The organism is Streptomyces umbrinus, from assembly GCF_030817415.1.
GTDB classification, from domain to species: Bacteria; Actinomycetota; Actinomycetes; order Streptomycetales; family Streptomycetaceae; genus Streptomyces; species Streptomyces umbrinus_A.
This window is the reverse complement of the sequence record NZ_JAUSZI010000002.1, coordinates 7050258-7073676: the sequence shown is the minus strand read 5'-3', so window position 1 is coordinate 7073676 and position 23419 is coordinate 7050258. Positions and strand designations below refer to the sequence as shown.

At 69.0% G+C, this 23419-nt stretch carries 22 protein-coding genes; 5 read left to right on the top strand and 17 right to left on the bottom strand.

Annotated features, from left to right (window positions below; genetic code table 11):
• Positions 1 to 16 precede the first annotated feature (16 nt).
• From QF035_RS31370 to QF035_RS31345, 6 genes are all read right to left on the bottom strand, one after another.
• On the bottom strand, positions 17 to 928 hold the full coding sequence (locus QF035_RS31370; RefSeq protein ID WP_307523809.1) for a L,D-transpeptidase family protein: 912 nt from the start codon (positions 926 to 928) through the stop codon (positions 17 to 19).
• A 179-nt stretch (positions 929 to 1107) separates the two neighbouring features.
• Positions 1108 to 2544: an NAD(P)H-hydrate dehydratase gene (locus QF035_RS31365; protein WP_307523808.1), complete on the bottom strand. Its 1437-nt coding sequence runs from the start codon at positions 2542 to 2544 to the stop codon at positions 1108 to 1110.
• A gap of 202 nt (positions 2545 to 2746) precedes the next feature.
• Positions 2747 to 3118: a holo-ACP synthase gene (locus QF035_RS31360; RefSeq protein WP_307523807.1), complete on the bottom strand. Its 372-nt coding sequence runs from the start codon at positions 3116 to 3118 to the stop codon at positions 2747 to 2749.
• Positions 3119 to 3127: 9 nt separating this feature from the next.
• On the bottom strand, positions 3128 to 3544 hold the full coding sequence (locus tag QF035_RS31355) for a hypothetical protein (RefSeq protein ID WP_307523806.1): 417 nt from the start codon (positions 3542 to 3544) through the stop codon (positions 3128 to 3130).
• A gap of 3 nt (positions 3545 to 3547) precedes the next feature.
• On the bottom strand, positions 3548 to 4465 hold the full coding sequence (locus QF035_RS31350) for a hypothetical protein (RefSeq protein ID WP_307523805.1): 918 nt from the start codon (positions 4463 to 4465) through the stop codon (positions 3548 to 3550).
• A gap of 80 nt (positions 4466 to 4545) precedes the next feature.
• A complete protein-coding gene (locus QF035_RS31345) occupies positions 4546 to 4962 on the bottom strand; it encodes an ATP-binding protein (protein ID WP_307523804.1) in 417 nt (138 codons plus the stop codon).
• 227 nt (positions 4963 to 5189) lie between these two features.
• Between QF035_RS31345 and QF035_RS31340 the strand changes: the two genes are divergently transcribed.
• Together QF035_RS31340 and QF035_RS31335 are read left to right on the top strand one after the other, a co-directional pair.
• Positions 5190 to 6026: a helix-turn-helix domain-containing protein gene (locus tag QF035_RS31340; protein WP_307523803.1), complete on the top strand. Its 837-nt coding sequence runs from the start codon at positions 5190 to 5192 to the stop codon at positions 6024 to 6026.
• A gap of 7 nt (positions 6027 to 6033) precedes the next feature.
• Positions 6034 to 6249 (top strand): DUF397 domain-containing protein, encoded by a 216-nt coding sequence (locus tag QF035_RS31335; RefSeq protein ID WP_307523802.1) that lies wholly within the window; start codon positions 6034 to 6036, stop codon positions 6247 to 6249.
• On the opposite strand, the gene glmS is transcribed toward QF035_RS31335, so the two are convergent.
• Both glmS and QF035_RS31325 read right to left on the bottom strand, forming a co-directional pair.
• The gene (gene glmS / locus QF035_RS31330; protein ID WP_307523801.1) at positions 6210 to 8057 is read right to left on the bottom strand and encodes a glutamine--fructose-6-phosphate transaminase (isomerizing); all 1848 of its coding nucleotides are present in this window, start codon (positions 8055 to 8057) and stop codon (positions 6210 to 6212) included. The genes QF035_RS31335 and glmS overlap by 40 nt on opposite strands.
• 119 nt (positions 8058 to 8176) lie before the next feature.
• On the bottom strand, positions 8177 to 8428 hold the full coding sequence (locus QF035_RS31325) for a hypothetical protein (protein WP_307523800.1): 252 nt from the start codon (positions 8426 to 8428) through the stop codon (positions 8177 to 8179).
• Positions 8429 to 8602: 174 nt separating this feature from the next.
• Between QF035_RS31325 and coaA the strand changes: the two genes are divergently transcribed.
• Together coaA and QF035_RS31315 are read left to right on the top strand one after the other, a co-directional pair.
• Positions 8603 to 9592 (top strand): type I pantothenate kinase, encoded by a 990-nt coding sequence (gene coaA, locus QF035_RS31320; RefSeq protein WP_269650774.1) that lies wholly within the window; start codon positions 8603 to 8605, stop codon positions 9590 to 9592.
• Positions 9593 to 9648: 56 nt separating this feature from the next.
• Positions 9649 to 10569 carry a DUF389 domain-containing protein gene (locus QF035_RS31315; protein WP_307523799.1) on the top strand — a complete coding sequence of 307 codons (921 nt, stop codon included), beginning with the start codon at positions 9649 to 9651 and terminating at the stop codon, positions 10567 to 10569.
• Positions 10570 to 10863: 294 nt separating this feature from the next.
• Here QF035_RS31315 and glmM read toward each other — a convergent pair whose 3' ends face one another.
• The 4 genes from glmM to QF035_RS31295 form a co-directional block, all read right to left on the bottom strand.
• Positions 10864 to 12222 carry a phosphoglucosamine mutase gene (gene glmM / locus QF035_RS31310; protein WP_307523798.1) on the bottom strand — a complete coding sequence of 453 codons (1359 nt, stop codon included), beginning with the start codon at positions 12220 to 12222 and terminating at the stop codon, positions 10864 to 10866.
• A 267-nt stretch (positions 12223 to 12489) separates the two neighbouring features.
• Complete coding sequence (gene rpsI / locus QF035_RS31305; protein ID WP_266760132.1) at positions 12490 to 13026, bottom strand: 30S ribosomal protein S9; 537 nt, start codon at positions 13024 to 13026, stop codon at positions 12490 to 12492.
• Between the two features lie 42 nt (positions 13027 to 13068).
• Positions 13069 to 13512 carry a 50S ribosomal protein L13 gene (gene rplM, locus QF035_RS31300; protein WP_307523797.1) on the bottom strand — a complete coding sequence of 148 codons (444 nt, stop codon included), beginning with the start codon at positions 13510 to 13512 and terminating at the stop codon, positions 13069 to 13071.
• A gap of 210 nt (positions 13513 to 13722) precedes the next feature.
• Positions 13723 to 14928 (bottom strand): glycosyltransferase family 87 protein, encoded by a 1206-nt coding sequence (locus QF035_RS31295; protein WP_373466756.1) that lies wholly within the window; start codon positions 14926 to 14928, stop codon positions 13723 to 13725.
• Positions 14929 to 15002: 74 nt separating this feature from the next.
• Between QF035_RS31295 and QF035_RS31290 the strand changes: the two genes are divergently transcribed.
• On the top strand, positions 15003 to 15872 hold the full coding sequence (locus QF035_RS31290; RefSeq protein ID WP_373466755.1) for a hypothetical protein: 870 nt from the start codon (positions 15003 to 15005) through the stop codon (positions 15870 to 15872).
• Between the two features lie 140 nt (positions 15873 to 16012).
• On the opposite strand, the gene QF035_RS31285 is transcribed toward QF035_RS31290, so the two are convergent.
• From QF035_RS31285 to QF035_RS31265, 5 genes are all read right to left on the bottom strand, one after another.
• Positions 16013 to 16765: a polyprenol monophosphomannose synthase gene (locus QF035_RS31285; RefSeq protein ID WP_055614908.1), complete on the bottom strand. Its 753-nt coding sequence runs from the start codon at positions 16763 to 16765 to the stop codon at positions 16013 to 16015.
• Positions 16766 to 16836: 71 nt separating this feature from the next.
• Positions 16837 to 18696, bottom strand: coding sequence for a glycosyltransferase family 39 protein (locus QF035_RS31280; RefSeq protein WP_307523796.1), 1860 nt, complete (start codon positions 18694 to 18696; stop codon positions 16837 to 16839).
• Entirely contained in the window at positions 18693 to 20756 is a 2064-nt protein-coding gene (locus tag QF035_RS31275) for an ArnT family glycosyltransferase (protein ID WP_307523795.1), read from the bottom strand. Before QF035_RS31275 ends, QF035_RS31280 begins: the two co-directional genes overlap by 4 nt.
• Positions 20753 to 21802, bottom strand: coding sequence for a glycoside hydrolase family 26 protein (locus tag QF035_RS31270; RefSeq protein WP_307523794.1), 1050 nt, complete (start codon positions 21800 to 21802; stop codon positions 20753 to 20755). The genes QF035_RS31275 and QF035_RS31270 overlap by 4 nt, the downstream gene beginning before the upstream one ends.
• Positions 21799 to 23394: a glycosyltransferase family 2 protein gene (locus tag QF035_RS31265; protein ID WP_307523793.1), complete on the bottom strand. Its 1596-nt coding sequence runs from the start codon at positions 23392 to 23394 to the stop codon at positions 21799 to 21801. The genes QF035_RS31270 and QF035_RS31265 overlap by 4 nt, the downstream gene beginning before the upstream one ends.
• Positions 23395 to 23419 lie beyond the last annotated feature (25 nt).

Here is a 23419-nt window from a genome sequence, read left to right as displayed (position 1 = left end):
GGGTCGGACACAGCCCTCAGGTACCAGGCCTGCGGCCCCACACGTACACGCTGTCACCCTTGTAGAGCACGCCCCACAGTGTGCGGGCGTCGGCGATCCGCATGTTCACGCAGCCCATCGAGCCGGGCGGGTTGTAGACACTGCCGTAGATGCCGTGGAAGGCCTGGCCGCCGCTGAAGAACTGGCTGTACGGCATGGGGGTGTTGTAGAGCGTCGACCAGTGGTTCTTGTGCTTCCAGTAGACGCGGTGCCAGCCGCTCCTGGTCCGGTACCCGGCCTTCCCGCTGCGGATCGGCACCGGCCCGAACAGCACCTTGGTGCCCTTCTGCACCCAGGTCAGCTGCCGGGTGAGGTCGACACAGGCGACCCGGTAGGCCCGTACGGGACATTTCCCGGCGGCGTTCGGGTTCTTCGCGGCCGACAGGAGCTGCATCTTCGCCCAGGTCACGGGCCCGGCGAAGCCGCTGTCGGGCCGGATCCCGTACCTGACCTGAAAGGCCCGGATGGCCAGGCAGTCGTTCGCCGACTGCCTCCCGTCCACCCTGAGCCGCAGCCACCCCTCGACCTGCCGCTGGTACGGCCCGGTCTGCTTGCTGCACGCCACGACCCCGGACTGCCGCGCCACGGCGTCACTCAGCGGTACGTACTCGATCAGCTCGTCGCTCTCCGCGTCGGCGTCGGCCGGCTCCGCGGCATCCTCCTCGGCGGTCGGCGTGTAGACCTTCGGGGCCAGCGCCTGGTCGGGAGTGTCCAAGTGCCAGGGCTGGGACGGCCCGGGGGGCACCCCGGGCACCAGCTCGCTCAGCGGCGCGGGAACCCGGGGGGCGCCGGGGACGCCGGGGGCGGGCGGAGGCTCCGCGACGGCCCCCGGCACGGACAGCGCCGTGATGACGGCGACCAACACGGCAACGGTTCTCTGACGGACCATGCCCCCAGCGAAACCCCCGGGACGGCGTACGGGGTTCAGCCGCGCGGAAGGGTCGCCCGTTGTGCGCACGCGGACGGGGTACGGCGGGTGGCGGGCGGGGGGGACAGGAGTGCGGCGGGCGCCGGGCGGCGGGACAGGGGGTGCGACGGGCGGTGGCGGGAAAGTGGTGCGGGAGCGGCTCAGCCCTCCATGACGTCCCGCCAGGCCTCCCGCACCGCGTCGGCCACGTCGTACGCCCCCACGGGTGCCCCGTCCGCCGCGAACCGCCCCGCCAGCCCGTGGAGGTACGCCCCCACGCTGCCGGCGTCCCGCGCCCCGAGCCCGGCGGCGAGCAGCGACCCGGTCAGCCCCGACAGCACGTCCCCGCTCCCGGCGGTGGCGAGCCAGGACGTGCCGGTGGAGTTCACCCGCACGGCTCCGCCCCCGGGGTCGGCCACCAGGGTGGTCGACCCCTTGAGCAGCACGGTCGCCCCGTACGCCGCCGCGAGTTCCCGTACGGAGGTCAGCCGGGCCCCTTCCACCTCGTCCCGCGAGACACCGAGCAGCGCGGCGGCCTCACCGGCGTGCGGCGTGAGCAGCGTGGGCGCGGTCCGGGCCCGTACGACGTCCCGGTCCGCGAGCCGCAGCCCGTCGGCGTCCACGAGGACCGGCACGTCCGACTTCAGCACGGCCGCCACGGAATCGGCGTCGTCGCCGACCCCCGGCCCCGCGACCCAGGCCTGCACCCGGCCGGCCCGCTCGGGCGAACCGTCCGACACCAGCGTCTCCGGGAACCTCGCGATCACCGCGTCCCCGGCGGGCCCGACGTACCGTACGGCCCCGGCCCCGCCCCGCAGGGCCCCGGCGACGGCCAGCACGGCCGCGCCGGGGTACCGGGCGGACCCGGCCACGATCCCCACGACCCCGCGCCGGTACTTGTCGCTCTCGGCCCCGGGCACGGGCAGCAGGGCGGCCACGTCGGCGTGCTGGAGCGCTTCCAGTTCGGAGTCGCCGGGCAGGGAGAGCCCGATGTCGACGAGCCGTACGGACCCCGCGTACTCGCGTGCGGGGTCGACGAGGAGACCTGGCTTGTGCGTTCCGAAGGTCACGGTCAGATCGGCCCGTACGGCGGCGCCCCGTACTTCCCCGGTGTCGGCCTCGACGCCGCTGGGCAGGTCTACGGCCACGACGGCGGCGCGGGATTCGCGGGCCAGGTCCGCGAGGGGGGCGGCGTCGGGCCGCAGGCCGCCTTTCCCGCCGATGCCGACGATGCCGTCGACGACGAGGTCGGCGCGACGGATCGGTTCCTCGGCCGCGTCCGCCCCTCGCACGATCGTGCCGCCCGCCCGCCGGAGGGCGTCGAGCCCGGCGGTGTGGGTGCGCTCGGGGGCGAGCAGCACGGCTGTGACGCCCGCACCGCGCCTGCTCAGCCGAGCCCCGGCGTACAGCGCGTCGCCGCCGTTGTCGCCGCTCCCCACGAGCAGCACGACCCGGCTGCCGTAGACGCGGCCCAGCAACCCGGCACAGGCTGCGGCCAGGCCGGCTGCCGCCCGCTGCATCAACGCCCCGTCCGGCAGCCGTGCCATCAGCTCCCGCTCAGCCGCCCTGACCGTCTCCACGCTGTACGCAGTACGCATGGCCCCGAGTTTCCCGCATTCCGCCACCGCGCGCCGAGCCGGTACGCGAGCCAGTACGTCGGCTGCGGGTGGGTGGGGGCTGGTCGCGCAGTTCCCCGCGTCCCTGAAAAGGCGGCGGTACAGCCCCGGCTTTTCAGGGGCGCGGGGAACTGCGCGCTCAGCCACAACGGGCCCGCAGACGAACAACGCACCCGGCGGAGCCCTATCCCTCCGCCACCACCACCGCCGAAGCCACCCCCGCGTCATGGCTCAACGACACATGCCACGACCGAACCCCCAGCTCGGCCGCCCGCGCGGCAACCGTTCCCGTCACGCGGAGCCGGGGCTGCCCGCTGTCTTCGACGCAGACCTCGGCGTCGGTCCAGCGCAGCCCCCCCGGCGCGCCCAGCGCCTTGGCCAGCGCCTCCTTCGCGGCGAAGCGGGCGGCGAGGGAGGCGACACCCCGGCGCTCCCCACTCGGCAGCAACAACTCGCTCTCCAGAAACAGCCGTTCGGCCATCCCGGGCGTCCGCTCCAGCGACGCCGCGAACCGGTCGATCTCCGCCACATCGATTCCGACCCCGATGATGCTCATCCGGGCACCCTATTCCTGGTCAAGCTCCGCACCCGCCCGGAACAGGTCCTCCGCTCGCTCGACCGTTCCGGCCCGGTCGAGCCAGTCGTCGAGGCGAGCGTGGTCCGTACAAGTGGTGATGCGCTCGCGGACATCGTCGGAGATGGAGAGCAGCCGCACTTCCAGCACGGCCAGAGTTCCCTTGGCCAGCCCCTTCGCCAGGCCTGCGGCATACCCTGAGGCCCACTGCTCGGCGTAACCGGGCGGCCACTTCTCGATCTTGCCCCGCAGATACGCGACTTCCCCGGGTGACAGGCCCTCCCCCTTGATGATCTCCTTGAACCTTCCGTGGAGTTCCGCCATGCCCTTCTCGGGCGGGAGTCCAAAGGCCATGGCCGCCGCGAGCGACATGGCAAGGCCTGAGACCTCCTCTTGCAGGTCTGTCAACGCTCAGGCCTGTTCAGGACTGATCCCCGGAACCTCCGGGTCCTCGGCGAACAGGTCCTCGGCCGCTGTGGCTGTCCAGGAGCGGCCGACCCAGAGGGCGAGGGTGTCGAGATCAGCGCACGAGGTGATGCGCTCCCGTGTGTCCTCGGGAACGGGGATCCCGCGCTTCTCCAAGACGCTCAGGACCATCGAGGCACGCTCTTCGGCCCTGCCTTCAAGATAGGCCGTCTCACGGACCGTCCCCCGGCCGGGGAAGTAGCTGACGAACGACATGATTCTCTTCCATTTCTGTCCGGCTGAGGTCTTACCCAGGGTGACTTCCAGGAACTCGAAGAAGTACCCGGCGGTCTCGGGGTCCGTTTCCAGGAGTTCCTGGAGGGCGCTGCCGATTGCCTCAAGTATGGCGTCGCAGTCGAGGCTGCGGGCGTGTGCCAGGGCGGAGAGCACGGCCAGTGGGAGGTTCCTCTCCACGGTCCTGGCGTCGGTGATCACCGGCAGGTTGTCCGGCCCGGCGACCAGTGGATAGATGCGCAGAGCGGTCCAGCCGCGCGTGCCGCAGTCGAAGGGGCCGGCCGCCCATTTGGCCGTGGCACCGTCCTGACAGACCACGAGCAGCAATACGGGCAGCCCGTACTTCGCCTGAAGGTAGGCGACGTAATACGCCCAACTCCATTCCTTGCCCGTGACCTTGCCCGACTGCGACTCGATGGCGAGCAGGAAGTCCTCGCCGTCGGACGGGCCGATGCGCAGCACCGTGTCCACGCGGCGTTCCATGGGCCGGGTCTCCGTCACGTCCGTGGTGACGGCGTCCACGGTCGCCTTCGCAGATAAGGGAACACCCAGCACGCCGAACACGGGAGCCAGGACCTCGGGGCGCTCCTGAAAGATGCGATGCATGCCCTCGTGAGCAGATGTGACCATGTGCGCAACCTAGGTTGATCAAGGGATGGGTTGTCCGGGTGATCGGGATGCGTTCACCCTTTCGGGGGGCAAGAAAACGTTCAGGCGACGGCTGCCAGCTCGCACCACACGTACTTGCCGCGATTGCCGAATCTGGACAGCGGCTGCCAGCCCCACAGGTCCGAGCACGCCCGGACCAGCGCGAGCCCCCGCCCCTCCTCCGCCTCACCGAGCTGCTCCAGTTTCCCCGGCGGTTCGGGCGGCTCCGGATCGGCGTCCCACGCCCCGATCCGCAGCACACCCGCCGACCAGCGCACCCGCAGGGCAGCGGGTCCCTTCGTGTGGCATACCGCGTTGGCGACCAGCTCCGTCGCGAGGAGTTCGGCGACATCGACGAGGCGGATCAGGCCGTGCATGGTGAGGATCAGACGGAGCGTACGGCGGCAGATGGTGACGGCTCGGGGGTCGTTCGGGATGTAGAGGGAGTACTCCCAGGGTTCGGATCCGCTTTCAGGCATGCGTGAACTCCGTTCGGGTGGTGGGGGGTTGCGGAGAGCGGGCGGTGGCTGTGCCGCAGCCGTCATGGCAGGACGGGGCGGTGCGCTTCCGGGGATCCCGGCATTCCGCAGAGTGTGCGTCGCGTCACTGACGGTAGGTCTATTCATTCATGTCTTGCAAGCCGATCGCGTAATCTGGCCCCCGAACGAGTCGCGCTCACAGGCGCGTTGGTAGCAAGGAGCAGTCGATGGCCCTGAGGCGCGAGCCAACAGCACGTCAGATGCGCCTGGCGGTCGAGTTGCGCAGACTTCGAGAGGCGGCGGGCCTCAACGCCCGCCAAGCGGCGGCGCTGCTCGGAGTGGGCCCCGCCCAGATCACCCACATCGAGTCTGCCCTCGCAGGAGTGAGCGAGAAGCGTCTCCGCCGCCTCGCGTCCCACTACGCCTGCACGGACGGGGAGTTCATCGACGCCCTGGTCGCGATGGCGACCGACCGGACACGCGGTTGGTGGGAGGAGTACCGGGGCCTGCTGCCCACATCGTTCCTGGACCTCTCCGAGCTGAACCACCACGCTTCGTTCCGGCGCGATGTCGCGATCCTGTACGTACCCGGCCTGCTGCAGACCGAGGACTACGCCCGAGGCGTCTTTTCGGGCAGGGTGCCCGAACTCACCGATGACGAGCTCGAGTTGCGCGTCCGCCACCGAATGGCGTGCCAGGAGATCACCGTCCCGTACGAGTTGGTGATCCACGAGTCGGCCCTACGAATCAGGGTCAGTAACCGCGCCGCCTCCCGGGCTCAACTCGCCAGGCTCCTGGAGCTCTCCGAAGCGGGCAACATCACCGTGCGTGTCATCCCCTTCGACCTGGACGACTTCGCCAGAGCCGCCAGCACCATGACGTACGTGGGTGGCCCCGCAGCCAAGCTGGACACAGTGGTGCGTGACGTACCCCATGGCTCGGCCTTCATCGACTCCGAAGCACAGCTCAGTGCCTTTCGAACTCGCTTCCGTAAGGTGGAAGCTGCGTCACTCGATCCCGAGCGGTCGCGTGACTTCATCAATCGGCTGGCGAAAGAGCTGTGAGGCACCCATGGACAACTGGCGGAAGTCGTCCTACTCCGGCCCCGACGATGGCAACGAGTGCGTGGAGATCGCGAACTCCCCCGCCCTCATAGCCGTTCGCGACTCCAAGACTCCGGCCAGGGCAACCCTCACCTTCCCGACCGGAGCCTTCACCCTCTTCATCGAAGCCCTGAAAGACGCTCCCTACTCCACCGTCACCGACTTCGCCAGATTCCGCGGCTGATCCACCTCGTTGCCCCGGGCGGTCGCCAGCTCACACGCGAACACCTGCAACGGCACAGTCGCCACCAACGGCTGAAGCAGCGTCGGCGTCGCAGGGATGCGAATCAGGTGATCCGCGTAAGGAACGACCGCCTCGTCCCCCTCCTCCGCGATCACGATCGTCCGCGCCCCCCGAGCCCGGATCTCCTGGATGTTCGACACGATCTTGTCGTGCAGCACGGACCGCCCGCGAGGCGACGGCACGACCACCACCACCGGCAGATCCTCCTCGATCAGAGCGATCGGCCCGTGCTTCAACTCCCCCGCCGCAAAGCCCTCGGCGTGCATGTAGGCGAGCTCCTTGAGCTTGAGCGCACCCTCGAGAGCCACCGGATACCCCACATGCCGCCCCAGGAACAGCACGGTGTTCTTCGAGGCGAGCGACCGGGCCAGCTCCCGCACCGGCTCCATGGTCTCCAGCACCCGCTCGACCTCGCACGAGATCCGCGACAGGTCGCGTACGACGGCCTGGATCTCGTCGCCCCACTTGGTCCCGCGTACCTGCCCCAGATACAGGGCGACGAGATAGCAGGCCACGAGCTGCGTGAGGAACGCCTTGGTGGAGGCGACCGCGACCTCCGGCCCCGCGTGCGTGTAGAGAACGGCGTCCGACTCCCGCGGAATCGTCGACCCGTTCGTGTTGCAGACGGCCAGCACCCTGGCCCCCTGCTCCCGCGCGTGCCGCAGGGCCATGAGCGTGTCCATGGTCTCGCCGGACTGCGAGATGGCGATCACCAGCGTCCGCGCGTCCAGGATCGGATCCCGGTACCGGAACTCGCTCGCGAGTTCCACCTCGCACGGGATCCGCGTCCAGTGCTCGATGGCGTACTTGGCGATCAGCCCGGCGTGGAAGGCGGTCCCGCACGCCACCACCACGACCTTGTCGACCTCCCTCAGCTCACTCGGAGAGATCCGTACCTCGTCGAGGGAAAGCGACCCGCTCGCGTCGATGCGCCCGAGCAGCGTGTCGGCGACGGCCTTCGGCTGCTCGGCGATCTCCTTGAGCATGAAGTAGTCGTAGCCGCCCTTCTCGGCGGCGGAGACGTCCCAGTCGACGTGGAACGACCGCACCTCGGCGGGCCGCCCGTCGAACCCGGTGACGCTCACCCCGTCCCGCCGCAGCTCGACCACCTGGTCCTGCCCGAGCTCGATGGCGGACCGGGTGTGCGCGATGAACGCGGCGACATCGGAGGCGAGAAAGGCCTCGCCCTCCCCGACCCCGACCACGAGCGGCGAGTTGCGCCGCGCCCCGACGACGGCGTCCGGTTCGTCGGCGTGGGCCGCGACGAGCGTGAACGCCCCCTCCAGCCGCCGGCACACCAGCCGCATGGCCTCGGCGAGGTCGGCGCAGGCGGAGAACTCCTCGGCGAGCAGGTGCGCGACGACCTCGGTGTCGGTCTCGGAGGTCAGCTCGTGCCCCCGCTCCGCCAACTCGGCACGCAGCGCGGCGAAGTTCTCGATGATGCCGTTGTGGACAACGGCTACCCGCCCCGCGTTGTCGAGATGCGGGTGCGCGTTCGCGTCGGTCGGCCCGCCATGGGTGGCCCACCGCGTGTGCCCGATGCCCGTGGACCCGGTCGGCAGCGGCCGCTCGACCAGCTCCTTCTCCAGATTGGCGAGCTTCCCGGCCTTCTTCGCGGCGGCCATCCCACCGTCCGCGAGCACCGCGACGCCCGCCGAGTCGTAACCCCGGTACTCCAGCCGCTTCAGTCCGGCCACCACCACATCGAGCGCCGACTGCGACCCCACGTATCCCACGATTCCGCACATGGCGGCAGCCTAGATGCCGACGCGCGCCCCACCCCGGCACCGCGTGCCCGATATCGGAAATTCCCGCCCGGAGGGCCCGGGGCGCTCGGAGCACCCTGAGCGCCCTGCTCCCCTGTTCCCTACTCCCCGCGCTCGATCCGGTCGATCGCCTCCTGGACCATGCCCAGGTACTCGACCTCCTCGCAGCGCGGCTTGCTGCCCATCTCGTACAGGTCGATGCAGTCGTAGAGGTACTCCCCCAGGTCCTCGTCCGGCAGGTCGACGGACAGCTCGCTGCAGACCCGGCCCTCGTGCTCCACCGACGGGACGACCCCGACCGCCGGCCCCGGTCTGCGTCTGCCGAATCCACGCACACGGAAACGCACGGCCATGACGACCACCCCAACCCCCCAGAACACCGGAAGGCGGCTCGCTCCCGGATGGGCGGACGCTATCCCCGTACGAGCGGGCGGTCCATACTTCCGGACGCCTGCGGACGCGTGTAGAACGCACCGACGTGACGGACTCCACCCGCCACCCTGTTCAAACTCCCGTAACAATGAACTGTGATCTCACCGGTCTCCTCGTTGCCGCGGAGCGCCCACCGGCCCAGGCCGGAGGCGACTCCCTACCTCGACCTCACCCGCTCGGAATGGAGCGCACTGCGTGAGAAGACGCCGCTTCCGCTGACCGCCGAGGAGGTGGAGAAGCTGCGCGGCCTGGGCGATGTCATCGACCTCGACGAGGTGCGGGACATCTATCTGCCGCTCTCCCGGCTCCTCAACCTCTACGTGGGCGCGACCGACGGCCTGCGCGGCGCCCTGAACACGTTCCTCGGCGAGAAGGGCTCCCAGTCCGGTACGCCGTTCGTGATAGGCGTCGCGGGCTCGGTCGCCGTCGGCAAGTCCACCGTCGCGCGCCTCCTGCAGGCCCTGCTGTCCCGCTGGCCCGAGCACCCGCGCGTGGAACTGGTCACCACGGACGGCTTCCTGCTGCCCACCAAGGAGCTCCAGGCCCGCGGCCTGATGTCGAGGAAGGGCTTCCCGGAGTCGTACGACCGCCGGGCGCTGACCCGTTTCGTCGCGGACATCAAAGCGGGCAAGGACGAGGTGACGGCCCCCGTCTACTCGCACCTCATCTACGACATCGTCCCCGGCAGACGGCTCACCGTCCGCCGCCCGGACATCCTGATCGTCGAGGGCCTGAACGTCCTGCAGCCCGCCCTGCCCGGCAAGGACGGCCGCACCCGCGTCGGCCTCGCCGACTACTTCGACTTCAGCGTGTACGTGGACGCCCGCGCCGAGGACATCGAGAGCTGGTACCTGAACCGTTTCCGCAGGCTGCGCGAGACGGCGTTCCAGAACCCGTCCTCGTACTTCCGCAAGTACACGCAGGTCTCCGAGGAGGAGGCCCTCGACTACGCACGGACGACCTGGCGGACCATCAACAAGGTCAACCTCCTGGAGAACGTGGCCCCGACCCGCGGCCGCGCCACCCTCGTCGTCCGCAAGGGCCCGGACCACAAGGTGCAGAAACTGAGCCTGCGCAAGCTCTAGACGAGCTGCGGGGCCGCTGCCCCTGGCCGTCACCCTCCGCGGCTACTCTGCGGGGCATGCTGCATCTCCGCCTGATCACCCCGGCCGACAGGACCGACGCCGTGGTCCGCCTGATCGAGAACACGGTCGGCACCACGCACCTGTGTGTCGTTCCGGGTGCCGCCCGCAACCCCGCGGGCGACGTCGTGATGGTCGACGTGGCGCGCGAGGCCGGCGACGAACTGATCGGCGGGCTGCGCGAGTTGGAGATCGACACGCACGGCTCGATCGCCGTCGAGAACATCGACCTGTCGCTGTCGGACCGCGCCGACAAGGCGGCGGACGACGCGCCCGGCGAGGGCGCGGACGCGGTCCTGTGGGAGCACCTGGCGGACGCGACGCACGAGGAGTCGACGCTCTCGTTCACGTACGTCGCCTTCATCACGCTCGCCACGATGATCGCGGCCTGCGGTGTGGTCCTCGACAACGCGATCCTGATCGTGGGCGCGATGGCGGTCGGTCCGGAGTTCGGCCCGCTGGCCGGCTTCAGCACGGCCCTGGTCCAGCGTCACCCGCGCCTGGCCCTGCGCTCCCTGATCGCGCTGCTGGTGGGCTTCGCGGTGGCGATGGCCGTGACGGTCGGCTTCAGCTTCTTCATGGATGGCCTCGGCCTGTTCAGCGAGGCTCAGTTGGAGGGCGACCGCCCCAACACGGCCTTCGTCTACGCCCCCGACGCGTTCTCGTTCGTCGTGGCGGTCCTCGCGGGCATCGCCGGCACCCTCTCCCTGACCTCGGCCAAGTCGGGCCTCCTGGTCGGCGTGGCCATCTCCGTCACCACGGTCCCGGCCGCCGCCAACGCGGCAGTGGCCCTCAGCTACGGAGACACCGCCCAGACCATCGGCTCCACAAACCAGCTCCTCCTGAACCTCCTGGGCATCGTCCTGGCAGGAACACTGACCCTCCTGGCCCAGAAATGGCTCTGGTCAAGACACCGCTGAGGGGCACGGGGAACGGCACAATCTTTTGGCTTTCAGCGACGCGGGGAACAGCTCAGCCCTTCGGCTTCAGGGGCGCGGGGAACGGGGAACGGCCCAGTCTTTCGGCCTTCAGGGGCGCGGGGAACGGGGAACGGCCCGGTCTTTCGGCCTTCAGGGGCGCGGGGAACTGCGCAGTCTTTTAGGGGCGCGGGGAACTGCGCAGTCTTTTAGGGGCGCGGGGAACTGCGCGACCAGCCACAACGAACCCGCAGCCCGCATCCAACACAGCCCCCCACCCCCTACACGGCCCAAAGATCACCCAAGCGCAGACTTCACCGCATCAGCCAACCGCCCAGCCACAGACCGAGCCTGGTCGATATCCGCCGCCTCGACCATCACCCGAACCAACGGCTCGGTCCCGGAAGGCCGCAACAACACCCGCCCGGTGGCCCCGAGTTCCCGCTCGGCCTCGGCAACGGCCGAAGCCAACTCCGCAGACGTCCCCACCCGAGACCGGTCGACATCGGGCACGTTGATGAGAACCTGCGGCAACCGCTCCATCACGGACGCGAGTTCCCGAAGCGTACGACCGGTCTGAGCGACCCGCGCCGCGAGCAACAGCCCGGTCAACGTCCCGTCACCCGTGGTCGCGTGGTCAAGAATGATCACGTGCCCGGACTGCTCGCCGCCGAGCGCGTACCCGTGCTCCTTCATCTCTTCGAGCACATACCGGTCCCCGACCCCGGTCTGCACGAGGGACAGCCCCTCACGCTCCATGGCCAGCTTGAACCCGAGGTTCGACATGACCGTCGCGACCACGGTGTCGGACCGCAGCTCGGAACGCTCCCGCATCGCGAGCGCGAGCACGGCGAGGATCTGGTCGCCGTCGACCTCGGCGCCCGTGTGGTCCACGGCGAGGCACCGGTCGGCGTCACCGTCGTGCGCGATGCCGAGAGCGGCCCCGTGCTCGATGACGGCGGCCTTGAGCAGGCCGAGGTGGGTGGAACCGCACCCGTCGTTGATGTTGAGCCCGTCCGGGTCGGCGCCGATCGTGACGATCTCGGCGCCGGCGCGGGTGAAGGCCTCGGGCGAGACCCGGGCGGCCGCGCCGTGCGCCTCGTCCAGGACGACCTTCAGACCGTCCAGACGGTTCGGAACGGCCGTGAGGAGATGAGCGACGTACTGGTCGAAGCCCTCCTCGTACGAGCGGACGCGGCCGACGCCCGAGCCGGTGGGCCGGTCCCAGGGAGCGCCGGTGCGGTGCTCCTCGTAGACGGCCTCGATCCGGTCCTCCAGCTCGTCGGCGAGCTTGTGTCCGCCGCGGGCGAAGAACTTGATGCCGTTGTCCGGCATCGCGTTGTGGCTGGCGGAGAGCATCACACCGAGGTCCGCGCCGAGCGCACCGGTGAGATACGCCACCGCGGGGGTCGGCAGGACGCCGACGCGCAGCACGTCCACGCCCGCGCTGGCGAGGCCCGCGACCACGGCGGCCTCCAGGAACTCCCCGGACGCGCGCGGGTCCCGGCCGACCACCGCCGTCGGCCGGTGGCCTTCGAAGGTTCCCGCTTCGGCCAGTACGTGCGCCGCCGCCACGGAGAGGCCGAGCGTGAGCTCGGCCGTCAGATCCACGTTGGCGACACCGCGTACGCCGTCCGTCCCGAAGAGTCGTCCCACTGGTGTCCTCCGAACTTGCTCAGGCTTACTCAGAAACGTGCGGCTCAGGCCAGGGGTCCGGCTGCGGCCCTTGTCAGGGTCCGGCTACGACCCCTGTCAGGTATATCCCCCGGACCTGTATATCTCCCAGGTCCGTCGCAAGGCTGCCGCCTTGCAAGCCTGTCTCAAGGCAGACTTCCGGACCTGTTCCAAGGTTGTGGTAAACGAACGCCCCGGCGGCACAGAACGTGCCGCCGGGGCGTTTCGTGCAGAACAGCTGAGCGATATTTAGCGCTTGCTGTACTGCGGGGCCTTACGGGCCTTCTTGAGACCGGCCTTCTTGCGCTCGACCGCACGGTCGTCACGCTTGAGGAATCCGGCCTTCTTCAGGGCGCCGCGGTTGTTGTCCACGTCCGCCTCGTTCAGCGCGCGGGCCACGCCGAGGCGCAGGGCACCGGCCTGACCGGAGACGCCGCCACCCGAGATACGGGCGACTACGTCGTAGCGGTCGTCGAGCTCGAGCACCTTGAAGGGCTCGTTGACTTCCTGCTGGTGCACCTTGTTGGGGAAGTAGTCCTCAAGGGTGCGACCGTTGATCTTCCACTTGCCGGAGCCCGGGACGATCCGGACGCGGGCGATGGCGTTCTTGCGACGGCCCAGGCCGGCGGCCGGCTGCGGGTCGCCGAAGCGGCCGGCGAGGGACTCCGAGGTGTACTCGCCCTCGACGGGCACCTCGGACTCCGTGGTGTAGCTCTCGACGTTCTCGTTCTCGACGAGCTCGGTCTCAGTCTCTTCTACCGGCTGCTCGACAGTGGTCTCGGCCACGATTCTCCTCAGATTCTTTTTCGTCTTAGGGGGTGGCCGGAACTACTGCGCGACCTGGGTGATCTCGAACGGCACCGGCTGCTGCGCAGCGTGCGGGTGCTGGTCGCCCGAGTAGACCTTCAGCTTCGAGAGCACCTGACGGCCCAGGGTGTTCTTGGGGATCATGCCCTTGATGGCCTTCTCGACGGCCTTCTCGGGGTTCTTCGCCAGCAGCTCGTCGTAACGGACGGAGCGCAGACCACCCGGGTAACCGGAGTGGCGGTACGCCAGCTTCTGGGTCTTCTTGTTGCCGGAGAGGTGCACCTTGTCGGCGTTGATGATGATGACGAAGTCACCAGCGTCGACGTGGGGGGCGTAAATCGGCTTGTGCTTGCCCCGGAGGATGGTCGCGGCGGTGGTCGCCAGACGGCCCAGGACGACATCCTGAGCGTCAATGACATACCACTGGCGAGTGATGTCGCCGGGCTTGGGGCTGAACGTACGCACTTCGTAGCCTTCGCTTCTTCAGTGGATGGGTCCTGACACATGGCATCACTGAAGCGATCGTGCAGCTGGGGACGACAGTGCCGGGAACGCTGCCCGTATGCCGCCCACTGGTAACTGCTCCAGGGAACCTACGTAAGGGCCTCTCGCGTGAGAACGACCAAGCCGATACGCATAACGAAGTGCAAGAGTACTCGCGCCGCCCCGGAAGGGTCAAAACGAGTGACCCCGCCCCTCCCCTGCTGCTGTGGGCAGGCGTCCCGCAGGGCGGGACTGGTGGGCACCCCTGGCTCCGGGTGCCCGTGAAAACAGCCTCAGGGCAACCGCACCCGCCAGCAGGCACAGAGTAAGCGAGTCCCGAAAAGCCCGCCGGGTCACGGGCTCCAGGTAAGGCAGGGCAAGCCCCGGAACCTGCGGCACCAGTGCCACCCAGAACCACGGCCCCCGAGCCACGCTCCCCGCCTCCATCACCCCCGCAAGCAGCACCGGCACAACCACCAGCAAATAGTGGTCGTACGAGGGCCTGGACACCAGAAACGCCGACAGCATCAACATCACCCCCGTGTCCACGACCCTCCCCTCCCGCCGCCAGCACCGATACGCACACCACACCCCGACCCCGGCGGCCCCGCAGGCCAACAGCACCGCAACCCCCTCCGGCACCCCCACCCGCGGCAGCACAGCCGCGGGCGACGCCTCATAGAGCCGTACGAACGTGTCGTCCCCATGCAGCAGAAACGGCAACGTCCGCGTGAAGAACCCCGCAGGGTCCGGCATCAACAGCGCCGCGCCCCCGGACACCACCGCGGACACGAGAACCACCGCCCCGAGCCCCCGCCACCGCCGCGCGAAGACGAAGAGCAGCAAAAGAGGCACCAGCAGCGGCTTCACGGCGATCGCGGCACCGATCACGATCCCCGCCGCACCCCATCTCCCCCGGCTCGCGAGGAGCAGGGCGAACGGCAGGGCCACGACCGCGACGACGGTCCAGTTCCCGAGCCGCACGAGATGCCCGAAGGGCGCGAACCCGAGGGCGAGCCCGGTCAGGCCGAGCACGGCGAACCGGCTGCGCCACGGAACGCCGTACAGCCGCAGCGCGCACGCCCAGCCGGCGACGAGCCCCCCGGTGACGGCGAGGGGGACGAGAAGACGCAGTACAGCCCAGGGCAGAAGGGCCTGCGGGACGGCGGCCAGCACGGCTCCCGGCAAATAAAGAAAGTGCGGATCGTCATACGGGGATCCACCGGCCAGCCAGGCCTTCGCGGCCCGCACGACGATGGCGTTGTCCATGCCCCCGTCCCGTGTACGCAGGGACGTCTCGGCCGCCCCGGCACAGAGCGCGATCCCCAGGACGACCCACGCGTGCCAGGGCACGGCTCGTACCAACCACCCTGAGATGCCCCCTTTGGCCTCATTCACACTTGACACGCTAGGGGTTCCGGTGATGCCTGAGACGGACCAGCACGCCCCTTGTCCCGTCTAAGATGCGCCCCATGAGCTTTGGGCAGGGGGGACCCTCGTGGGGTTCCGGGGGATCAGGTTCTCAACCGCCGCAGTGGGGCGGTCAGTCACCGGACTGGGCGGCGCTGGCCGAGGCGTCCGAAACGCGCAACCGGCGCCGCAGATGGCTGCTGATCGGCGGAGGCGCGCTCGCCACGGTCGCGGTCGGCACCGCCGTCGCCATGGCCGTGGTCTCGGCGGACGGCAACGGACAGGCGTCGAACAAGCCTGCCTCCGAGCTGCCCACGTCCGCGGCCATCCCGTCGGACACCACGGGCACCGGCCCGTCCTTCGCCGAGACCTCGGCGCCGCCGCCGCTGGATCCGAAGGACTTCATAGGCAACGTCAAGAAGGACACCGCGCCGCTCGCCCCGGACCTGCTCTTCCCGGGTACGCAGCTGACGATGGGCGAGACCGTCTACAAGAAGGGCGCGATGGCGTCCACGAAGAACTGCGCGTCGGCCGCCCAGGGCACGCTCGGCCCGGTTCTCACCAAGAACGACTGCACCCGGTTCATGCGCGTCACGTACACGAAGGACGGGATCGCGGTGACGGTGGGCGTGGCCGTCTTCGACGCCGAGGGCCAGGCCCTCAAGGCGAAGAACGACGCCGACGACAAGAGCGTCGTCCAGTCCCTCTCCGGCGAGGGCGTCCCCACCTTCTGCCGCTCGGCGATCTGCCGCTCGACCACCAACTCGTACGGCCGCTACACGTACTTCACGGTCGCCGGTTTCACCAACGGCAAGGACGTGACCCAGAAGGACTCCAAGGTCTTCACCACCGGCGACGACCTGGCCGAGTTCACCTTCCGGCAGATCCACCGCCGCGGCGAGTCCCAGGCCTCGGCGGCCGCCAACCAGTAGACCGCACCAGTAGACCTCGTTCGACCGGCGGAACGACCGCCGGAGAACAGAACGGCGGCCCGCCCCCGGCAGGCCGCCGTCCCGTGTCTACACGCCTACTGCTGCTCGCACTTGTGCATGCCTGGTCGCGTTGCGCATGCCTACTTGTGCTTGAGCCGCAGTTTCACCGGCACCACGGCCGACTCCAGCTGCGTACGCAGGGTCATCTTCGAGACGCCCTCGGTCCGCTCCTCGAAGCGGATCGGGATCTCGACGGCGGCGTGACCGGCGCGTACGGCCTTGAACTTGAGCTCGACCTGGAAGCTGTAACCGGCGCTGTCCAGGGAGTGCAGGTCGACGTCGCGCAGGGTCTGGGCCGACCACAGGTTGAAGCCCGCCGTGATGTCGCGGATCTTCGTGCCGAGCACCGTACGCGCGTAGCGGTTGGCGAAGCGGGACAGCAGCACGCGGTGCGCGCCCCAGTCGTCGTCGAGCTGGCCGCCCTCGACGTACCGGCTGCCGATGACCAGACCGACGCCCGAGGCCACGGCGGTGCCGAGCATGCGTGGGACCGCTTCCACGGGGTGGCTGCCGTCGGCGTCCATCTGCACGACGTACTGCGCGCCCTCGTCGACGGCGGCGCTCATGCCCGCGACGTACGCACGCCCCAGGCCGTCCTTCTCGGTGCGGTGCAGCACGCTCATCCGGCGCCGCCCGTCCCAGTTGTACTTCTCCGCCAGCTCCTCCGCGATCCGTCCTGTACCATCCGGACTAGAGTCGTCCACTACCTTCAAGTGGAGCCCGTTCAGCGGCAGTTGAAGCACAGCCTCGGCCATTCTCGGCAGATTGGCAGCTTCGTTGTACGTAGGCATCACCACGGTGACAGCCACGTCCGCCCCCACGTCGTACGACATCTCTTTCCCTCCCCATTTCTCTGTTTGCCCCCCACCGGACGCGGGACTCGGCCCGCGTCCGGCAACCCAACTCAGGTATGCACCTTGCGCTTGGCGGCGTCGTCCTTTTCCTCGGACGAGTCGTCCGTCGCCGCGCGTGTCCTTTCGAGGAGCACGAGCTGGAGGTATTTGAGCTTCTTGGTCTTGACGACCTTGAAGCTCTTCTGGATCGCTGTCGACGTTGTCTTCGGCATGCCGCTGAACGGCTGTCCGTCGAGAGTCGTCGACACGAGCCAGAGCCTGTCGGCCTTCGCCAGGCACTTCGCAGCCTGCGGGCATTCGATCGCGCCGAACGAGCCCAGCTCCTGCGGAGTGCGGTACATCAGCCAGTCGCGCGGACGGCCGGCGTCGTTGCGCAGTTCGTAGTCCATGGCCCGGCGCTCGGACTGCACACCGCTGAAGACGATGCCGTCGCCCTTCTTCTGCCCGGCCTCGATGAGCTGGGCGGCGCCCCGGTAGTCCGGTTCGCCCAAGGCGTTCTGCCTGGTCTCACGGATGCCCGGCAGCGACTGGAAGGCGATCCCGGCGACCGCGGCCGCCACGAGCACCCAGCCGAAACCGCGCCGTGCCACCGCCCCCGTACCGGCCTTCGCACCGGCCACGGGCCCCGCTATCCGGACCACGGCCACGGCCGCGAGCAGCACCCAGGCGGGCGCCGTGAACAGCAGATAGCGCGGCAGGAAGAGGTGCAGCTGAGCGGCGGTGGCGTAGGTCGCCACCGGCGGCAGCACGATCCAGACAGCGAGCGGAAGCGCACGCCGGCCCGCGAAGAACAGCCCGAGCGTGCCGAGTGCCATGACCGGTACGGCCACCGCCCAGGCCCCGAACAGGTTCTTGGGGAACTCGATCAGGTCCTTCAGCACCGGGTTGTTCCAGGCGATCTGTCCGCTCTGCCCCGAGCCCGACACGGCCATGGGGATGACGAAGCACATGCCCAGGGTGCAGGCCGCGGCATAGGCCCAGCCCACGATCTTGTCGCCCGCGCGCCGTGCGATCAGGATCATCACCAGATGCGCGCCGAGCACCGCGAGCGAGGCCAGATGGCTCCAGCCGATCAGCGGCACCGACAGCGTGTAGGCGACCCACACCTTGAACGACGGCTTGTCCAGTGCCCTGGCGAGCAGCAGCGTCGACAGCAGGACCGCGGCCACCGCGAAGGCGTACGGCCGGATCTCCTGCCCGTACCGCGTGGTGAACGGGACGACGGCAAGAGCCAGTCCCGCGAGGATGCCCGCCTGCGTGGTGAACATCCGCCGTCCGAGCAGGGCGAGCAGACCTGCCGACGCCGCCATGGCCACCGCGCCGGGGATGCGCATCGCCGTCGGGGAGTCCCCGGCGACGGCGATCCAGGCGTGCATCAGCACGTAGTACGGCGTGAACACGACGTCGATCGAGCGGATCAGCAGGCTCAGGTCGTGGAACGACAGCGTGGCCGCCCACCAGGTGGCGTGCTCGTCCCGCCACAGCTGCCGGTCGCCGATCCCGCGCCAGATCATGGCGAAGGCGAGCACCGTGGGCAGCAGAAACGTCACGGCAGTGGCGAGCCGACTGCCCTTCGTATCCTCGGGCTCGTCCTCCCCGGGCTCGTCCGCGGTCGGCTCCGGGTCGACCGGCGCCGGCGCGACGGGCTCGGCGGTCTGCGCCTGCTGCTGCCCGGGCGCGGTGTAGGCACCCTGATCGGTGTACTGACCGGGGTCGGCGTACTGGCCGGGGGCCGCGTACGCGTCCTGCGCCGGGTCGGCATAGGTGCCCTGACCAGGACCGGCGTAGCCGCCCTGGCCGTCGGCATAGGTTCCCTGCCCTGCGTAGGCGCCCTGACCCGCGTACGGATCATGACCCCCCTGGGCGTCGGGATAGCCGCCACCGTACGGAGCGGAGGCATTGAGACTCATCGCTTCACCCAAATCCGGTAGGCGTTCTCTCCGCTGCTCGTGGTGAACGGGAACACGGCCGCCAGCCGGTAGTGGGAGTTGTTCTTCAACCCCTCCTTGACCGCCTCGTACGTCGCCGGGCTGACCGAGCCGTGCATCACGATCGCGTCGAACTTTCCGTCGCGGACTGCCTGCCGGAAGGCGTCGGGGCCGGTGTACTGCTTGCCGTCCTTGCCGCGGTAGTCCATGAAGTAGGAGTTCTGCCACTGGGTCCAGTTGGTCTTGTCCCGCAGGTAGTAGGCGGGGACCTCCTGTTCCTCGGCGAGGTAGGTGCCCTTCTTGTCGACGACCGTGCGCAGATACGTGGTCATCTGCGTGGAGTCCGGGAAGCTGAACGCCCGCTGGGCCTGCACCATGCCGAACACCAGCGTCAGGACGTACAGCAGGATCCCGAGCTGCGGATGCCGGAAGTGCGGACCGACCAGGCGGGCCATTCCGAGGCCGGCCATCGGCGCGGCGAAGAGCAACCCGAAGCCGACGTGCTTGTAGAGCGAGATCTCGGTCTGGAGGTGGATCTGGTACGCGGGGGCGAGCAGCGCGGTCCCCGTCAGCAGCAGGCCGAGCGCAACGCGCCGCCAGCGCCCCGAGGTCTCGCCGCCGAGCCACGGCATCTCGCCCATCCGTGCGCGGAGCACGTACGCGATCGAACCGCCAAGTGCGGCCAGGAAGACCAGCCCACCCCACTCCGCGCTGTGCGTGAGCATCGTCGCCGCGGTGTCTGTGCCCTTCGCACGGTCGGTGGTCGTGGAGCTGATGCCGCCCAGCGGACCGGAGAGGTAGTAGCCGATCCCCAGCAGGGCCACGGTTCCCGCGCCCAGCACCACCCCGCGGCCGAGCGCACGGATGCCGCGATGCCTGTGCGCGGTGATCACCGCGAGAACCACAATGGTCGGCAGATACATACCGGACGCGTACTTCACACCGAAGGCCAGTGCCGCCGGCGGCGCTGCGAGCAGCACGGCCACGGCGTTCATCCGGTCGGTGCGCACCACCGCCCAGGCGGACAGCGCGAGCAGGAACACGGCGGCGGCATCGTACGTGGCGAAGTTGCCGAGCACCATCGTCGACTGGAGCACCGAGAACAGCGCGGCGGCCCCGAGCCCTGCCCGCAGGTTGAACAGGCGCCGGGTGAGCGAGTAGAGCAGCCCGGTGGCGCCCAGCATGAACAGCAGACTGAGCAGGCGTACGCCGGTCAGGCCGAACTGGCTGTCCACAACGGCCGCGACCACCGGGTACAGCTTGGGGTGCCCGGAGAAGTAGGCCGCGAAGTCCACCGGCAGCTTGGTGCCGTGCAGCAGGTTGGCCAGTTCGTAGTGGCCCGACGCGATGTAGAGCGCCTCGTCCTGGAAGGCCGTTCCGCTGAGCCGCAGGGACAGCCCTGCCTGCACGAGCAGGACGCACAGCAGCACCCCGCGCCCCAGCAGCCTGCTGCGCCGCGTGTCCACCGCCCAGGCCGACTCCTGCACCGGCGGCAGCGTGTACCCGGGCTTCTCCGGCTCCGGCGCCACGGGCTCGGCGACCGCCTCCGGCTCCGCCGTGTACGAGGCATAGGGGTCGTACGGCGCGTACGTGTCGTACGCCTGCTGGTCCGTGTACGAGGATCGCAGGTCCTTGACGTCGAAGCGCCAGGTGCCGGTCTCGCTGACATAGCCGCCCTGATAGGCCCCGGCCTGCTCCTGGTACGGAGGGTAGGTCGGCTGTACCCGGGGCCGGGTCTGGGCCTGCTGCGCGTACTGCCGCAGGCTCTCCTGCTGCGCGTACCGCCGCTGGTCCTCGTCGGTCGGGGCGTACTGCTGCTGGTTTCCGTCGCCGTACTGCTGTTGTTGCTGGTGCTGTTGTTGCTGCCCGTTCTGCTGGTACTGCCCGTTCTGCTGCGGGTACCCGTTGTCGGCGTACTGCTGCTGACCCTGCTGTTGTTGCCCCTGCTGATGCCCCTGCGCCTGGCCCTGCTGCTGCCCGTACCCGTACTCGTCGTGCAACTCGGAGTCGTCCGCCCAGGTGGGCGTGCGTCGGTCGCTCATGGCTTCGTCACATCGAATCCGAAGCTCGAGTTCGCCGCCTGCTGCTTGAAGGTCTTCTCCGACAGCGGACCGCTGTTGATGCGCCAGTCCGTCTCCTTGTCGAAGTTGAACCAGACGAACCCGATGACGTCGTCGCGCTCCGCCGTCCCCTGGAAGAGGGACTTGATGTCGGCGGGCTTGCGCTCACCGGCCTGCGCGGCCGTCTCCGCGATGATGAACGGTTTCTTCGTGAAGCCGCGGATCTGCGTCATCGTCGGCCCGTACAGCGTCTGGTACGTGTTGGGGCCGGTGGCCGCGTAGTAGCCGATGACACCGACCCAGTCGACGTAGTCGTCGCCCGGCCAGTACGGCTTGAGCTTCACCTTCGGCATCGGGTGCGTGACGTTCGGGCTCCACACCCAGATGACCTGGGTGGCGCCCTCGTCGTCGAAGAGGTCGTGGATGTGCTTGTACGCGGCGGTGAAGTCGGCGGCACTGGTCTTCTTGGTGCCCCACGGGTACCAGAAGCCGTTCATCTCGTGCGCGAAGCTGATCGCGACGGGCAGGTTCAGCTCCTTGACGGACTTCGCGTACTCACGGATGTACGCGTCCTCCTTGCCGGAGGCAATGTCCTTCATGCTGGTCTCGAAGGGCTCCCAGGCGATGAACGCCACGGAACCGTAGTCCCAGGAGTTCTTCACGAGCTCCTGCTCGTACTGGTCGCCCCAGGCGGAGTAGAACTCGATCAGGTTGGGCTTCTTGCCGGCGCGCTTCGCGAAGTCCTCGACGGCCTTCATCTTGGCGGGAGCGCCGTCGGCGGCCACGCCCAGGTACTTCTTCCTCGGGTCCAGCAGCGGCCGCACGTCGTACGGCGGCTCCGGCTTCGCGGACTCACTGGCCTCACCGGTGCCCTCGGCACCCGGCTTCTCGCCCTGTCCGCGCTCGTACTGGTCGCGGCCCTCCTCGGAGAACGTGCTGCACCCGGCCAGCAGCGCACCGGCGATGAGCGTGGCGGCGAGCGCCCGCACGGGACGTGATGCCCGCACTCGGCGTACGGAAAAACTCATGCGGTCGCTTCCTGCACTTCCTGGGCACGCGGCTGTACGAGAACACGGCCGACGACCATCGCGTAGAAGAGGCCGGCGGACAGCATCAACGCGAAGTCCGGCGGATAGAGGGTGAGCATGCGCCAGGCGGCGACGATGATCCACAGGACGGCGGTGCCGCCGGTCCAGAAGATCATGCAGTTCCAGTAGCGGCGCATGCCGTTCTTCTTGGCGCCCGCCGAGCCCGTGGGCTTCCAGCCCATCGGACGGCCCCGCATCACGTCCCAGACCGCGAAGACGTGCGACCACCCGTACATGATCCGGACGGCCCAGGCCTCGAGACGGTACGGAGCCCGGTGCCACAGCGGCAGGACCAGCGTCACGTACGCGACGCTCGGCAGCACCCACAGGGCGGCCTCGGCGCGCAGCAGGTCGGGCCGCAGGATCATCAGGGCGAGCGGGATGACCGGCGCGATGAACGTGGCGAGCGCGGTCTGAAGGTAGTAGAGGAACCCCGACACATAGCAGAGCCGGGTCTTGAACTTGAGGTCCATCTCCCAGAACCGCTTGCTGGTGAGGAGCTCAAGGGAGCCCATGCACCAGCGGTACTGCTGATTGTGGAAGGCACCGGCCGTGTCCGGGCACACACCGGCGGACAGCGCGACGGGCACGTAGCGCAGCTTCCAGCCCAGCGCCCTGAGGTCGAAGCCGGTGTACATGTCCTCGGAGTGCTCGATCAGCGTGATGCCGTTGGTCTGCTCCAGGGCCGCGCGCCGGTAGACGGCGCACGAGCCGACACAGATGGAGCCGTCCAGGTCCTCACGGGAGGTCTGTACGGACCGGTAGAACTGCTCCTGCACCGCGCCCGCGCCGCGCTCGATCCAGTTCTGCGCGTCGACGATGCGGAAGAACTGCGGCGACTGCACGATGGCGCACTTCTCGTCGTCGTCCATGTGCGGCAGCAGCTCGTCGAGCAGGTCGGCGCGCGGCGCGAAGTCGGCGTCCAGGATCAGGATGTGGTCGCCGTGGGTCTTCTCGAAGGCGTGGTTGAGGTTGCCGGCCTTCTTGAACCAGCCGCGGTTCTCGCGCACCACGTAGTTGAACCCGAAGTCGCGGGCCATCGCCCCGACCTCTTCCTCGGCCGCGTCGTCCAGGACGTACGTGTTCACGACACCCTGGTAGCTGTCCGCGAGGCGGTTCACATGCACCCAGGTGTTGTGGAGCACCTCCAGGGGCTCACCGCACACCGGCAGGAAGATGTCCACGCTCGGGTACACGGCCGGGCGCCACTGGCGTACAAGGCGCTTGTGCCCCTTGATGTCGAAGTCCTTGCTGAGCCCGTCGAGGTACAACGAGATCAGGTAGTCCGCGATGATGAACGCCAGCAGCGGCAGCGTCAGCCAGAACCACGGACTCGACGCCGTGAACAGGAACTGGCTCATCGCCAGACACGCGAAGCTGATCAGCGAACCGACCGTCAGCACCCACAGGTACCGACGGGAGTACGAGTACTTCTCGACGTCGTCAGGCGGCGTCGGCAGGAGCCCATGACTCTGCGGCGTCCTTTTTCGTTTCCTGTTCTGCGGAACACGAGCAGTCCCCACTGCACTCATGCAAAACCCCCGGGGCCGTTGCGGC